A 13,979-nucleotide genomic window follows, 5' to 3' on the forward strand; every position below is an offset into this window, starting at 1 on the left:
ATGGGAGGACGTGACATGAGCTTTAATCATCTTGACATTGAGAAAAAATGGCAAAAATATTGGGAAGAAAACAAAACATTTAAGACGAGCGAAGAGGAAGGAAAGAAAAAATTTTATGCGCTTGATATGTTTCCTTACCCTTCGGGAGCCGGCCTTCATGTCGGGCATCCAGAAGGATACACAGCGACTGACATTTTAGCGCGAATGAAGCGCATGCAAGGATATAACGTGCTTCATCCAATGGGATGGGATGCGTTTGGCTTGCCAGCTGAACAATATGCGTTAGATACTGGAAACGATCCGGCCAAGTTTACGGAACAAAATATTAATAACTTCCGCCGGCAAATTAAATCGCTAGGATTTTCTTATGATTGGGATCGCGAAGTCAATACAACTGATCCAAATTATTACAAATGGACACAATGGATTTTTTTAAAGCTTTATGAAAAAGGCTTAGCCTACATTGATGAAGTGCCTGTCAATTGGTGCCCGGCGCTTGGAACGGTTTTGGCGAATGAAGAGGTTATTGATGGAAAAAGCGAACGTGGTGGGCATCCGGTAATCCGCAAGCCGATGAAGCAATGGATGCTTCGCATTACAGCTTATGCAGATCGCTTGCTTGAGGATTTGGAGGAACTGGATTGGCCAGAAAGCATTAAAGAAATGCAGCGCAACTGGATTGGCCGTTCAGAAGGAGCCAATGTCCATTTTGCCGTCGACGGACATGACGAGACATTTACCGTATTTACCACGCGTCCGGATACATTGTTTGGCGCAACGTATGCGGTGCTTGCTCCTGAGCATCCGCTCGTAGCCCAAATTACGACACCTGAGCAAAAAGAAGCAGTAGAAGCCTATTTGCAGCAAATTCAAAGCAAAAGCGATCTTGAGCGCACGGATTTAGCGAAAGAAAAAACAGGTGTATTTACAGGCGCTTATGCGGTCAATCCAGTAAATGGAGAAAAATTGCCAATCTGGATTGCTGATTATGTGTTAATGAGCTACGGCACAGGCGCGATTATGGCGGTGCCAGCACATGATGAACGCGACTATGAATTTGCGAAAAAATTCAACTTACCGATTAAGGAAGTCGTCGCAGGCGGCGATGTGACAAAAGAAGCGTATACAGGCGATGGCGAGCATATGAACTCCGGCTTTTTAAACGGTTTAAATAAAGAAGAAGCCATTAAGAAAATGATTGAATGGCTTAAAGAAAACGGAAAAGGCGAGAAGAAAGTATCCTATCGCCTTCGCGACTGGCTTTTTAGCCGCCAGCGTTATTGGGGTGAACCCATTCCGATCATCCATTGGGAAGATGGCACGATGACGCCAGTGCCGGAGGAAGAGCTTCCGCTGATGCTTCCGAAAACCAGTGAAATTAAACCGTCAGGAACAGGCGAATCGCCGCTTGCGAATATCGAGGATTGGGTCAATGTCGTTGATCCGCAAACAGGCAAAAAAGGTCGCCGAGAAACGAATACAATGCCGCAATGGGCGGGAAGCTGCTGGTATTACCTGCGCTATATTGATCCGCACAACAGCGAGCAGCTGGCTGATCCTGAAAAATTGCAAAAATGGCTGCCGGTCGACATTTATATCGGCGGAGCTGAGCATGCGGTGCTGCACTTACTGTATGCGCGCTTTTGGCATAAATTTTTATATGATATCGGCGTGGTGCCGACAAAAGAGCCATTCCAAAAGCTCTTTAACCAAGGAATGATTCTTGGCGAAAATAACGAAAAAATGAGTAAATCAAAGGGAAATGTCGTCAATCCAGACGATATTATCGAAAGCCACGGGGCCGATACATTGCGTTTATATGAAATGTTTATGGGGCCGCTCGAAGCATCGATCGCTTGGTCGACAAAAGGTCTGGATGGTGCCCGCCGCTTCTTGGATCGTGTATGGCGATTATTTGTTGAGGAAAATGGCGAGCTCAATCCGAAAATCGTCGATCAGGCAGAAGGGGATACGCTTGAGCGAGTATACCATCAGACAGTGAAGAAAGTCACTGAGGACTACGAGGCCATTCGTTTCAATACGGCGATTTCCCAATTAATGGTCTTTATTAACGAAGCGTATAAAGCCCCTGTTCTACCAAAAGCGTATATGGAAGGGTTTGTGAAATTGTTATCTCCAGTGTGTCCGCATATTGCCGAAGAGCTATGGGAAAAGCTTGGCCATACAAATACGATTGCATATGAAGCGTGGCCTGTATATGATGAAACAAAATTAGTCGAAGATGAGATAGAAATCGTCGTACAGGTGAACGGCAAAGTGCGCGCGAAGCTCCATGTTCCAGCGGATGCTTCAAAAGAACAAATGGAGCAAATCGCCTTAGAGGACGCAAAAGTGAAAGAACAGCTCGACGGAAAAACGATACGTAAGGTGATTGCCGTTCCAGGTAAGCTAGTCAATATTGTGGCCAATTAATCAAAAGCAAGTCCCTCACTCTTTCAGGCTGTGAGGGACTTGCTTTAAAAAGAAAGGAGAAAAAGAAATGGAAGAAATGAAAGAAATAACAGCAGAGGAACTTAAACAAAGGCTGGAAAAAGGGGAAAAATTAAATTTAATCGATGTGCGTGAAGACGAAGAAGTAGCGTATGGCATGATTCCGGGAGCGAAACATATCAAAATGGGCGAGATTCCACATCGTCTAGAAGAATTCAATAAGGAAGAGGAGTACATTTTTATTTGCCGTTCTGGGGTGCGCAGCGAAAATGTTTGCCACTACCTTCAGGAACTGGGCTACAGCGTTTGCAATATGGTCGGCGGCATGCTGGCATGGGAGGGAGAAGTAGAATAAAATGCCGCAACCAAAAAAAGAGGCTGATGTCAGTTGATGACATCAGCCTAAAAAATGTCGCTGAAAGTTTTAAAAGGTTTAGATCAATAGTTAGGATAAACGATGTTTGGTTGCACTGGAGCGCCTTTGGATTGACCGTCATTTGATACAGTCAATCCTACTCCCAATACGGTTACAAGGGCAAGAATTGAAGCGAAAATCTTTCTTTTCATATGATTTCCTCCTTTAACTTTTAAATAATATATTGTTTTCTTTTTTTATTAGCTAATTGATAGTAATGACTGCTTTTTTTATAGAAAAACTGCTTGGCGTACATATCCGCCAATTTTTCATAGCAGTCGGTCAAATACATCCAGTCATAGGTTTTTTCGAAAAAAGGAATAACAGTTTGTTCAAGATATATTTTTAGTTCTTCCTCTTTTCCTGATATTTCTAGATGTAAGCAATAAAATTTGTGCAACAAATGTTCAGCAATAGGAGATTGTTCTAACCTTTCGAGTGCATCGGCAATCCATTTTGTTGCTGAAGCGATATCATTAATTAGAACATATTCTTTAGCTAAGTAGTAAGTAGTCGTTAAGTAATCAAGCTCATCTTTCTCATAGTTCAAACTTTTTAAATAATAATCAATCGCTTTAGATGAATCCCCTTTTGTTGTATATAAATAGCCAAGATTGTGCAATGCTTTTCCGATAATATCAGGTAATTTTAGCTTTCTTGAAATATTTAAAATATTTTCAAAGTAATATTTTGCTTGATGAAATTGCTGGATAATTACATAGCTGATACCAATCATCATTTGGCAGTCAATACTTCTTAAATAATATGAAGAAGAATCGAATAATTCCAGTGCCTGATGTCCATATATTAATGTTAATGAAGGGCGATATAAATGACAGTAAGTCAACGCTAAATAATAGATCAGTTCAGGCTCAGTATAGCGCATTTTATCGCTAATGCTTTTGGCCATTTCGAATTTTTGGATTCCTTCTTCATATTGCTGATTCATGCATAAATAAATGCCGTAAAAGCAATAGAAATAAAGCAACTGCCCGTTTGTCAGCTTTCCTTTAATCTTGGTGAAATAATCGATCAATTCTAAGGCGGAGGATAGCTGGTTTTTATAAAGATGGTAACGCAATAAAGTGAGCTTGTAATGAATAACGAGATTGATATTTTCGATAAATTTGATTTTTTCAGACAAAGAATGGGCATATTGATCTGCTTGGCTTGTGTCGCGATCGATAATCGCCTGGTACCACGCCAAAATATCCTCGTTTAATTGCTTTTGCTCAGAAACGATGTTGTCGTAGCTGAGACCCAATCTCGACAATAACAGCACAATAATTTCTTCATTGGCAGTGATTTTGTTGTTTTCAATTTTGCTTAAGTACGGAACGGAACATATCCCTTTGGATAGCTCTTCTTGTGTCATGCCTTTTTGTTGACGATTAATCGCGATAATCATCCCGATGTCTATATCTATATTATCTCCCAAAATGTACATAAATCAATGCCTACCCCCCTTTTTTTATATTGAGAAAATAAAGGTAATCCTCTTTTGATAGCTAGGTCTTTTCGACAGCATTTTCTCAACATGGACATATAACGCACATTTCATGTTTATGTCCTAAAAAATAAGATGATAGTCATAGATGTTGCCGCTTTTAGTCGAAAAAGAACAGAGTTTCTAGCTTGTAAAAATAGGTCCTTTCAATGGTGTTTATACATGGAGTGGATTAGCTATATTGAGAAAATGTTAGGTTGTTAAGCAATTTCAAAAAATGAAAAAACTCCTTCGCTTAGTCACCATTATATTCCTAATCATATTAATATTCAAATCAAACTAAAAAATGCAGTCCGCTATTTTTTCATTTGGTCTTGAATCAGAAAAATAGCAGTTAAATAGCAGTTTCACGGATTGTTAATAATCTTGGAAAATAAATTCGTCTATTCGATTTACGGATGTTCGTGGTTTGTTCGATATTAAAAAAAGATGAAAAATGAGTGAAAAAAACTTGTTAAGAAAATATTTTATCAATATTTTAATTCAGTAGTGAAAAAAAGCAAAATATTGTCGTTTGATTCTTCCAAAGCAAAAAGAGGAAAATCGATATCTTTAAGGAAATAAACAATACATTTGCAGTGATCGCGTGTAAGAAGCAAGTTGATTAGATAGAAAGGAGAATGAAAATGGGCCTAGAATGTAGCTTGCCGCTATTTCTGCATATTTCGCTTCATCGAATGTGCGATCATTATTTGCCGAAGCTGCTGGCGGCTATTCAATGCTTGGACGAAAACGAAATATGGTGTTGCGAAACGGAAGAAAGCCATTCGATTGGCGGAATCATTTTGCATATTTGTGAGCATATTCACAGAAACGCGTTGCAACTTTCGAATCCAACGGTCCAATTTTCTAATGGGATGGAAGAATATTTTCCAAATGGTCACTGGACTTCCGGGGAATTATGCGAATATGTGCAAGAAATATTCAATGAATGGCGAGTGGAGGTGGAAAAACGGCTGGAATGGGATCAGGGAGTCGATATGCATCGGATGTACCATGTAGTGGAACACACCTCCTATCATCTTGGCCAGATCATTGACCGCACAAAGCGGTTGAAATGGATTTCCTTTCAATTTTGCCAGAAAGGGCTAAATGAAAAAGGACTAAGGGAGATGATCGAAGCAAAATGTACAAAGTAAAATTATTTGATGAAGAGCATGAAAAAGATTTAGAAATATCCGTCAATCAATTTTTATCAGGATTAAAAGAAGGACAGCTTATCGACATTAAATATGATGTGGCTCTAATGGAGTCAGAGGGAGAGCAGATTTACTGCTTTTCAGCGATGGTCATTTATCGGGCCTAGCGAAAATGGCTAAGCCCGATGTAGTAAAGCATGTTTTGCCGCGTTCATTCCCGCAAGCCGTCCGGTGACAAGGGCGGCTGTAATGTTATATCCACCCGTGTAGCCGTGAATATCTAAAATTTCGCCGCAAAAATAAAGTCCCTCCATTAGCTTGGATGCCATTTCTTTTGGATGGATCTCCTTTACCGATACACCTCCGCCCGTCACAAACGCTTTTTCGATTGGCAAAGTGCCGTGGACATGGAACATAAAATGCTTGCAACTTGAGATGAAGGCGCGAATCTTTTCATGAGCGAGCGTGCTTGCCGATGCTTGCGGATCTATATGGTTTTTTTCTAATAAAAATAATAAATAGCGTTCGGGAAGGAGTCCTTTTAAGAGATTTTTGATCGCTTTTTTTGGCTCATTTTTGATGGCAGCAACCACGCGCTGAAACAGCATTTCTTCGTTTTCGTCAGGAAGCGCATCGATACTCATCGTTACCGCATTTGCTTTTTTTCGCTCTTTCACGACAAATTGGCTGCAGCGGAGCGCAGCCGGACCGGAGATACCAAAATGGGTAAAAATCATATCCATTCGATGGGTCACAACCGTTTTTCCTTTTTGATTCAGAACGCTCAATGCGATATCGCGCAGGGAGAGTCCTTGCAATATGCGCTCTTGAATAAATGATTCATTGGAGATGATCGGCACCTCTGTCGGAAATAGTTCTGTTACGGTATGCCCTGCTTTTTTCGCCCATGCATAGCCGTCTCCTGTCGATCCCGTATGAGGAACGGATTTTCCGCCAACGGCGACGACGACGCTGTTGGCGGCAATAAATTCTCCATTTTTTAACGTAACGCCGACCGCTTTTCCATTTTCATATTCCACATCAGCAACTGGTGTATTCAGGCGAATATGTACTTTAAGATTGTCCAGTTCATTGATTAGCGCTTGGACAACAGATTGTGCATGATCTGATACAGGAAACATTCGGCCATGGTCTTCTTCTTTCAGCAAAACGCCAAGCCGCTCAAAAAATTGAATAATGTCTTCATTGTTAAAGATCGAAAACGCGCTATACAGAAAACGGCCATTTCCTGGAATATGCTTGATGATTTCCTCAACAGGCAGCCGATTGGTCACATTGCAGCGTCCGCCTCCAGAAATCGCAAGCTTGCGCCCCAGCTTGTCCCCTTTATCTATAAGAAGGACGTTCGCTTTTTGTTCACCGGCCGCAATCGCTGCCATTAATCCTGATGGTCCGCCTCCGATCACAATGACATCATACTTCACTTGCTTCACCAACCTTTCTTTTTCTATTATAGTCGAGAGATGAAAATTTCTCGACTTGCCTGCAAATGTGATAAAATACAGTAGTTGTGAAAAGATGCACTCTAGGGAAGGGATGTTATGTCAGCTTCAAAATTGCTGCGTGGAACATTTATTTTGACAGCGGGTGTGATGCTGTCGCGCATTCTTGGTTTAGTGTATGTCATTCCGTTTTATCCGCTTGTCGGAGAACGGGGTGGAGCGCTTTATTCGTATGGATATGTGCCGTACCAAATTTTTATCAGCCTTGCTACAGCGGGAGTGCCGCTTGCGGTTTCGAAATTTGTTTCAAAATACAATGCGCTAGGGGAATACGGCACGGGCTATCGGCTGTTTCGCTCGGGGCTATTGCTAATGACAATCACCGGCATTGCCGCCTGTGCGATTCTTTATACGATCGCACCTTGGATCGCTCCATTTGTGATTGATAAACAAGTAGAGGGAAATTCCGTTGCTGATGTTGTCACCGTCATTCGCGCTGTCAGCTTCGCTTTAATGATCGTGCCAGTGATGAGTTTAATCCGCGGATTTTTCCAAGGGCACGAGTCAATGGGACCGACCGCTGCATCGCAGGTAGTGGAACAGCTGATCCGCATTATTTTTCTGTTGGCCAGTTGTTACATTGTGCTGCGTGTTTTGCATGGGTCGCTTGTCACAGCGATTAGCTTGGCAACATTTGCGGCATTTATTGGCGCTCTAGGCGGACTTGCCATATTAATTTGGTATTGGTGGAAACGTAAAGAGCATTTAGCCGAATTGCTCACACAAGACCGGGGACAGCTTCATCCTTCTTTAAAAGATATGTATAAAGAATTAATTATGTATGCCGCTCCATTTGTGTTTGTTGGGCTCGCGACACCGCTCTATCAGCTGATTGACCAATTTACCTTTAACCGGGCGATGGCCAGCATCGGGCTTGCGAAAATTTCCGAAGAAGCGTATTCCATTTTTAATGTATGGGCGCAAAAGCTTGTCATTATTCCTGTGACGCTGGCGACATCATTTGGTTTGACGTTGATTCCAACGATTACGAAAGCTTATATCTCCGGTGACCGGAAATCGTTTCGCAAATATTTAAATCAGACGTTTCAAGTGGTGATGTTTTTAACGGTTCCGGCGGTCGTCGGAATGGCCATTTTGGCAGAGCCGATGTATGCGGCGTTTTACAACTACGATCCGCTCGGCGAGCAAGTGCTTCGCTGGTATGCGCCGGCGGCGATTTTATTCGCGATGTTTTCTGTTACCGCTGCCGTATTGCAGGGCATCAACCAGCAGCGCTTTACAGTCATAAGTTTGACGCTTGGATTATTAGTCAAGCTTTCACTAAATACTTTCTTCATTACAAAGTTCGCTACCATTGGAGCGATTTTAGCTACTACGTTTGGATATTTTCTTTCGGTCGTGTTTAATTTATTTATTATCCAAAAATACACAAAATACCGTTACAATTTCGTTATTCGGCGCACGATTTTAGTCATGATTTTGACAGCGATTATGTCGATCGGAGCGGTTGTTATGCTTCATTTATGTCAATGGCTGTTCCATTATAACGGCGGAAAAGTCGAATCAGTGGTCATTGTGATCATTTGTGCGGCGGTTGGTGCTGGGATCTATTTCTTGCTAAGCGAGCGGCTCGGGCTTATTTCCTCTTTATTTGGCAATCGTTTTGCCTTTTTACAGCGGAAAAAAAAGGCGGTTTCGTGACCCGCCTTCTTTTATCTCCGTTTTTAAAATTGACCTGTAGGAGGAATGCCAAGACGACGCTCAACGCGTTGAAGACGGCGATTAAGTCGGTTAATTTGCTCTCCCTGCCGCTCAATGGTTCGTTCCATTCGATTTAAACGTTGTTCGAGCGTTCCCGAATGTCCAGGATGACCGCCTGGAAAGCCGCCTGGAAAACCGCTTGGAGCGGGGGTAGTAGGGAATCGGTTGTCGTATCCGGTGTCCGCCTCCGCTGGATAGTCTGGAAATCCTCCTGTATATGGCTGCTGCTGGTAGTAATATTGATAGTAATTGCTCATGGGCAAATTCCCCTTTCTTTATTATTCTTAAGTATTGTATGTAAGGATGGGAGGATGCGGAATAGGCAAACGTCTAAATTCATACTTTCGATAAAACTAGGAGAGGAGCGTTTATGTTGAGTTTACGGATTGATAAAATGTTAGCGAATATGGGATATGGAACGCGCAAAGAAGTAAAAAAACTGCTGAAGTCCGGCGTAGTAAAAATGGATGGAGTCATCGTGAAAGATCCGAAAACACAGGTGAATCCAGAGACGCAAATCGTTACGGTTTGGGGGGAAGAGGTAGAGTATAAAGAATTTGTTTATTTGATGATGAATAAGCCGCCTGGAGTAATTTCAGCAACGGAAGACGACATGGAAGAAACGGTGGTCGATTTGCTTGAAGAAGAAGATCAAATCTTTGCGCCATTTCCAGTAGGACGGCTCGATAAAGGTACAGAAGGGTTGCTTTTATTAACAAATGACGGACAGCTTGCTCATCAGCTGTTGTCTCCGAAAAAGCATGTGCCCAAAACCTATTTTGCTGTTATTGAAGGTGAAGTCAATGAGGAGGATATTGCCGCATTTCGTCGCGGTGTTATTTTGGATGATGGGTATGAAACCAAGCCGGCTGAATTGATAATTTTAAAAGCTGGGACTCGTTCGGATGTCGAAGTGACCATTACGGAGGGAAAATTTCATCAAGTGAAACGCATGTTTCAAGCAGTCGGCAAGCGCGTTGTTTATCTGAAACGCATTCAAATGGGGCCGCTTGCGCTTGATCCGTCGCTTGCGCTTGGGGAGTATCGAGAATTAACAGAAGAGGAAATAGAGATGCTGAAAAATGTTTCAGTACATGAAATAAAAAAAGGGAACCTTTAAATCTTGCATAAGGTTCCTTTTCTATATTCATGATCTTTCATTCATGGTTACGGTATGTTGAGGCTAATGACCGTTTTGTTTTTTTTATAACCTCTCACCTTTTTTCTAATGACCGACTTACGAGGACATCCTCACCTTCTTATTGGTTGTCGTCCATTTGCCCTTGCTTGGGCTGCGAACTAGGTCATTATATGCTAACACGTTCAAATCACGCTGAATTGTCCTTGGAGTGATGCCGAATTCATCAACGAGCTCTTGCGTTGTTACAGTTCCTCTCTCGCTGATAAACATGTAAACAGACTTAATCCGCGTTAGCATCCGATGAGTAGAAGGTTTCAAAAGACCACTCCCTATCCTTACATAATTCGCATGGCACAACATCATCGCTGCTTCTAAGATGAGAGATTATATCTAGTTGTTTTTCTTTTACTACTATTTTACACGAAATAGACCAAAACATGCTACACATTTATTGCGATTTACAAAATATTTCAACATTTTTCAGTTGTTTGTAACAAATATGTTTGTTTTTACTTGATTGTGTTATGATTGAAAAAAACATGGTTTTATGAACCAAAATAAGCTTTTTCTGCTACATACAATGAGGAAATAGAACTTAGAGCGCTGATGAAAAAGAAGTCGCTCCATTTTTTCTGCTGTCGGGGGCAAGCTACTACAAGATATAATGTGACACAAATGTTTATTATTGTTTGTTTTTACCCCTTTTTACTTATTTTTATTAGCAAAAGAGACCATGAAATGAGGTGGCAGATATGCAAATCAATTGGCTGGAAGAAGTGCTTAAAAGAAAAAATGAACTGATTCGTGATACACAAGAATTTTTAAGAATACCGAGCGTGTTGGATGAAAAAAGCGCGACTGCCTCGCAGCCTTTTGGAAAGGAGGTAGATGAAGCGCTGCAATTTTTGCTTAAAAAGGGACAAAAGGAAGGATTTCTTGTTAAGAATGTGAACGGATTTGCCGGTCATTTAGAAATAGGAGAGGGGGATGAATTAATCGGCATTTTATGCCATGTTGATGTAGTTCCGCCTGGCGACGGTTGGACAAGTGATCCGTTTGCTGCGGACATTCGCGACGGAAAAATATATGCGCGCGGGGCGATTGATGATAAAGGGCCGACGATGGCAGCGTTTTACGCGATGAAGATTGTGAAGGAGCTTGGCTTGCCGCTTCATAAGCGCGTGCGCATGATTATTGGGACAGATGAGGAGAGCGAATGGCGCTGCGTAGATCATTATTTTCAGCACGAAGAAATGCCGACAATGGGATTTGCGCCGGATGCAGACTTTCCGATTATTTACGCTGAAAAAGGAATTGTTGATTTGAATTTGGAGCAAATCACAGCGGCCGACAATGAGAATGGAAGCATTCGGCTTGAATCGTTAGAAGCAGGAAGACGTTATAATATGGTTCCTGATTTGGCTGTAGCGGAATTGCGCGCGGAAACAAAGCTGCTTCTTGAGATGGAACAGCGTTTTCAGCAATTTCTAACAGACTTTCATGTAAAGGGAAAAGCGATCAATCATGAGCACGGAATCACGTTGCAGGTGGAAGGAGTTTCAGCCCATGCGATGGAACCGGATCAAGGAAAGAATGCGGGAGTGTTGCTTGCTGCTTTTTTAGCGAATATGCCGCTTGATGCTCAAGCAAAAGCATTTGTCCAATTTCTTGATCGTTACTTTCGTGATGATTCTCGCGGGAAAAAGCTCGGGATTGCTTATTCTGACGATATGACCGGCGATCTTACGGTGAATGTCGGCATTCTTTCCTACCATGAGGGCAAGGGAGGTAGGATCGGAATCAATTTGCGCTATCCGGTAACGAACGATTTGGAACAAACAAAGCAAGTGATTGAGCAAACAGCAAAACCATACGGGTTTTCTCTTACCCATTTTAGCGACTCCAAACCGCATTATGTCGATCGCCGTCATATGCTTGTTCAAACGCTGCAGCGTGTATATGAAGAGCAAACTGGAGAACGTGCGGCGCTTCTTTCGATTGGCGGTGGAACGTATGCCCGTTCTCTAGAAGCGGGAGTAGCGTTTGGACCGCTTTTTCCGGGAAGACCGGATGTCGCTCATCAAAAGGATGAGTACATGATCATTGACGATTTGCTGAAGGCAACAGCGATTTATGCTCAGGCCATTTATGAACTTGCGAAATGAAAAGCTTTTCAAAACGCATTACAATAGAAAGAAACCATAACCGCTCCGTGCTGGGCGGTGTTTTTTCTGAATGAAAGGACGTGGGGAGTATGGAGGTCTCGGCAAGGCGCGAGATATTGCCATTGAAAATCGTATTTTTACTTGTTTATTTTTGTACATTTTTTGGTTTTGGGGCATTCTTTCCTTTGTTATCTGTTTATTTAAAAAATGAAATGAAGCTTTCAGGAACGGAAATTGGGATGATTATGTCGATAAGTCCGATTGTGACCATTTTTATTCAACCGCTTTGGGGAATGATTTGCGATTATACGAAAAAGCCAGTGACCGTGCTCACGACAGCGTTTGTGCTTACAGCTTTATTTAGCGTTATGTACTCTTCGGTGCATCAATATACGTGGATTGTGGTTATGGCTGTTCTGTTAGCTTTTACCCAAAGCGCGATTGTACCGATTTCTGATAGCATTACATTAAATTATGTGCAAAAAACATCAGGAAATTATGGATCGATACGTTTATGGGGATCCATCGGCTTTGCTTTTGCAGGGCTTGTCGGCGGCTGGCTTTCGGAAACGTTCTCCCTTGTTGCTATTTTTTATATACTCACTTTTATGTTGTTATTGTCAGCTGGTCTTGCTTGGAAGCTGCCGCGTGAAGGTCATTCCATGAATACAGCCGTTGTACGCGGAATGGCGCAATTGTTTAAAATTCCAAAGTTTGTTTTGTTTTTAGCGGCGGCCTTTCTCGTATTCGGTCCGATTTATGCAAACAACTTTTATTTCGGGGTGTTTGTGGAAGAAATGGGAGGGACGCTGACAGGAGTCGGTTTTGCCTTTTTATTGGCTGCTGGAAGTGAAGCCCCGTTTATGAAAATGACAGACAAACTGACCCGCCGGTATGGCATGATCACGATTTTAGCCTTTGCTGCGACTGTTTCAGCGTTGCGTTGGTTCTTTTATTTCTTTGAGCCGCCGCTTTGGCTCATTTATGTGACCACCGTTGCTCAAGGCTTTTCTGTCGGTTTGTTTATTCCAGTAGCTTTGCAATACGTACGGGAAACGGCACCGGAGAGCGTTCGAGTGACGGCTGTTTCGCTATATTCAGCAGTCAGCAATGGACTGGGCAGCTGGTTTTGTACAGTGATCGGCGGCTACATTTTAGACAAGAGCCATGCCAGTGATATTTATTGGTTTTTTAGCCTATTAACAGTGGCTGGTTTAGCCATTTTAGCCATCATCGCATTATGGGACAGAAAAAGGATGAAGGATATCTCTTAAGGGATGTTCTTTTTTATCCAATAGAATTTGATAAAATCTAGAAAATCAAATGTTATTGTAGATGGGAGTAAAAGCTGATGATCAAGACGCATTATTTTATCGCCGTTACATTAGAAGAAAAGATAAAGGAGCAGCTGGCAAAATGGAGTGAAAGCGTGAAATCGCATTTCCCGTTTCGCACATGGGTGCATCAGCAGGATTACCATATAACTTTGGCATTTTTAGGAGAGATGCCCACGGAAAAGGGGGAAGCGGTCTACGAAAAATTACACGAAATCGGGCAACAGCATGAACGCTTTTCGTTAACGCTTGCGGAAATTGGAATTTTCGGTCAGCCTCGGGCACCGCGCATTCTGTGGCAGACGGTGGAACAAGAACAGGCTCTTATTGCTCTGCGAAATGATGTATATGGGGCATGTGAACATATTGGTTTTACGCTAGATGCACGCCCATTTGCTCCGCATATTACGATTGCCCGCAAATGGCAGGGGGAGGAAGAGTTTTCATTAGAGAAGTTAAAAAGCTTTGAGCGTGTTCAAGGCTCTTTTACCGTGAAAGAAGTGATTTTGTATCGAACGCATCTTGACCGAGTGCCCAAATATGAAGCCATTGCTTTATTTCCGCTCAGCCATTAGAAAGGGA

The 13,979-nt window shown here is 42.2% G+C and carries 14 protein-coding genes; 9 read left to right on the forward strand and 5 right to left on the reverse strand.

From position 1 onward, the window contains the following. The first annotated feature begins 15 nt into the window (after positions 1-15). On the forward strand, positions 16-2,433 hold the full coding sequence (gene leuS / locus B6A27_RS10030) for a leucine--tRNA ligase (protein WP_080862036.1): 2,418 nt from the start codon (positions 16-18) through the stop codon (positions 2,431-2,433). A gap of 67 nt (positions 2,434-2,500) precedes the next feature. Next, on the forward strand, positions 2,501-2,806 hold the full coding sequence (locus B6A27_RS10035; RefSeq protein ID WP_066150087.1) for a rhodanese-like domain-containing protein: 306 nt from the start codon (positions 2,501-2,503) through the stop codon (positions 2,804-2,806). A gap of 83 nt (positions 2,807-2,889) precedes the next feature. Here the strand turns inward: B6A27_RS10035 and B6A27_RS19240 are convergent, their stop codons facing one another. Next, the gene (locus B6A27_RS19240) at positions 2,890-3,018 is read right to left on the reverse strand and encodes a hypothetical protein (RefSeq protein WP_255375093.1); all 129 of its coding nucleotides are present in this window, start codon (positions 3,016-3,018) and stop codon (positions 2,890-2,892) included. Between the two features lie 20 nt (positions 3,019-3,038). Further along, positions 3,039-4,313: a helix-turn-helix domain-containing protein gene (locus tag B6A27_RS10040; RefSeq protein ID WP_080862037.1), complete on the reverse strand. Its 1,275-nt coding sequence runs from the start codon at positions 4,311-4,313 to the stop codon at positions 3,039-3,041. 686 nt (positions 4,314-4,999) lie between these two features. Here B6A27_RS10040 and B6A27_RS10045 point away from each other — a divergent pair. Further along, positions 5,000-5,512, forward strand: coding sequence for a hypothetical protein (locus B6A27_RS10045; RefSeq protein WP_236631833.1), 513 nt, complete (start codon positions 5,000-5,002; stop codon positions 5,510-5,512). Next, the gene (locus B6A27_RS10050) at positions 5,500-5,679 is read left to right on the forward strand and encodes a sporulation protein Cse60 (RefSeq protein WP_044745878.1); all 180 of its coding nucleotides are present in this window, start codon (positions 5,500-5,502) and stop codon (positions 5,677-5,679) included. Before B6A27_RS10045 ends, B6A27_RS10050 begins: the two co-directional genes overlap by 13 nt. Before the next feature lie 9 nt (positions 5,680-5,688). Here the strand turns inward: B6A27_RS10050 and B6A27_RS10055 are convergent, their stop codons facing one another. Beyond that, entirely contained in the window at positions 5,689-6,957 is a 1,269-nt protein-coding gene (locus B6A27_RS10055; protein WP_066150096.1) for a BaiN/RdsA family NAD(P)/FAD-dependent oxidoreductase, read from the reverse strand. A gap of 117 nt (positions 6,958-7,074) precedes the next feature. Between B6A27_RS10055 and B6A27_RS10060 the strand changes: the two genes are divergently transcribed. Continuing rightward, positions 7,075-8,697 (forward strand): putative polysaccharide biosynthesis protein, encoded by a 1,623-nt coding sequence (locus B6A27_RS10060; RefSeq protein WP_080862039.1) that lies wholly within the window; start codon positions 7,075-7,077, stop codon positions 8,695-8,697. A gap of 23 nt (positions 8,698-8,720) precedes the next feature. On the opposite strand, the gene B6A27_RS10065 is transcribed toward B6A27_RS10060, so the two are convergent. Further along, complete coding sequence (locus B6A27_RS10065; RefSeq protein WP_080862040.1) at positions 8,721-9,014, reverse strand: hypothetical protein; 294 nt, start codon at positions 9,012-9,014, stop codon at positions 8,721-8,723. Positions 9,015-9,130: 116 nt separating this feature from the next. Between B6A27_RS10065 and B6A27_RS10070 the strand changes: the two genes are divergently transcribed. Beyond that, a complete protein-coding gene (locus tag B6A27_RS10070) occupies positions 9,131-9,877 on the forward strand; it encodes a pseudouridine synthase (protein WP_080862146.1) in 747 nt (248 codons plus the stop codon). Positions 9,878-9,994: 117 nt separating this feature from the next. Here the strand turns inward: B6A27_RS10070 and B6A27_RS10075 are convergent, their stop codons facing one another. Next, positions 9,995-10,216 (reverse strand): DeoR family transcriptional regulator, encoded by a 222-nt coding sequence (locus B6A27_RS10075; protein WP_080862041.1) that lies wholly within the window; start codon positions 10,214-10,216, stop codon positions 9,995-9,997. A 434-nt stretch (positions 10,217-10,650) separates the two neighbouring features. Here B6A27_RS10075 and pepV point away from each other — a divergent pair, with 434 nt between their 5' ends. The 3 genes from pepV to thpR all read left to right on the forward strand — a co-directional run bounded on the left by pepV (position 10,651) and on the right by thpR (position 13,972). Then, positions 10,651-12,063, forward strand: coding sequence for a dipeptidase PepV (pepV, locus tag B6A27_RS10080; RefSeq protein WP_080862042.1), 1,413 nt, complete (start codon positions 10,651-10,653; stop codon positions 12,061-12,063). Between the two features lie 89 nt (positions 12,064-12,152). Further along, complete coding sequence (locus tag B6A27_RS10085) at positions 12,153-13,337, forward strand: MFS transporter (RefSeq protein WP_066150101.1); 1,185 nt, start codon at positions 12,153-12,155, stop codon at positions 13,335-13,337. A gap of 77 nt (positions 13,338-13,414) precedes the next feature. After that, on the forward strand, positions 13,415-13,972 hold the full coding sequence (thpR, locus tag B6A27_RS10090) for an RNA 2',3'-cyclic phosphodiesterase (protein WP_080862043.1): 558 nt from the start codon (positions 13,415-13,417) through the stop codon (positions 13,970-13,972). Positions 13,973-13,979: the final 7 nt, after the last annotated feature.

This window comes from Anoxybacillus sp. UARK-01 (assembly GCF_002075365.1).
GTDB lineage: Bacteria > Bacillota > Bacilli > Bacillales > Anoxybacillaceae > Anoxybacteroides > Anoxybacteroides rupiense.

Bases quoted from the DNA above. Each gene is read 5' to 3' on its own strand.
- B6A27_RS10085 (WP_066150101.1), top strand. From the start codon at position 12,153: ATGGAGGTCTCGGCAAGGCGCGAGATATTGCCATTGAAAATCGTATTT.
- B6A27_RS10035 (WP_066150087.1), top strand. From the start codon at position 2,501: ATGGAAGAAATGAAAGAAATAACAGCAGAGGAACTTAAACAAAGGCTG.
- thpR (WP_080862043.1), top strand. From the start codon at position 13,415: ATGATCAAGACGCATTATTTTATCGCCGTTACATTAGAAGAAAAGATA.
- pepV (WP_080862042.1), top strand. From the start codon at position 10,651: ATGCAAATCAATTGGCTGGAAGAAGTGCTTAAAAGAAAAAATGAACTG.
- B6A27_RS10045 (WP_236631833.1), top strand. From the start codon at position 5,000: ATGGGCCTAGAATGTAGCTTGCCGCTATTTCTGCATATTTCGCTTCAT.
- leuS (WP_080862036.1), top strand. From the start codon at position 16: ATGAGCTTTAATCATCTTGACATTGAGAAAAAATGGCAAAAATATTGG.
- B6A27_RS10060 (WP_080862039.1), top strand. From the start codon at position 7,075: ATGTCAGCTTCAAAATTGCTGCGTGGAACATTTATTTTGACAGCGGGT.
- B6A27_RS10065 (WP_080862040.1), bottom strand. From the start codon at position 9,014: ATGAGCAATTACTATCAATATTACTACCAGCAGCAGCCATATACAGGA.
- B6A27_RS19240 (WP_255375093.1), bottom strand. From the start codon at position 3,018: ATGAAAAGAAAGATTTTCGCTTCAATTCTTGCCCTTGTAACCGTATTG.
- B6A27_RS10040 (WP_080862037.1), bottom strand. From the start codon at position 4,313: ATGTACATTTTGGGAGATAATATAGATATAGACATCGGGATGATTATC.
- B6A27_RS10050 (WP_044745878.1), top strand. From the start codon at position 5,500: ATGTACAAAGTAAAATTATTTGATGAAGAGCATGAAAAAGATTTAGAA.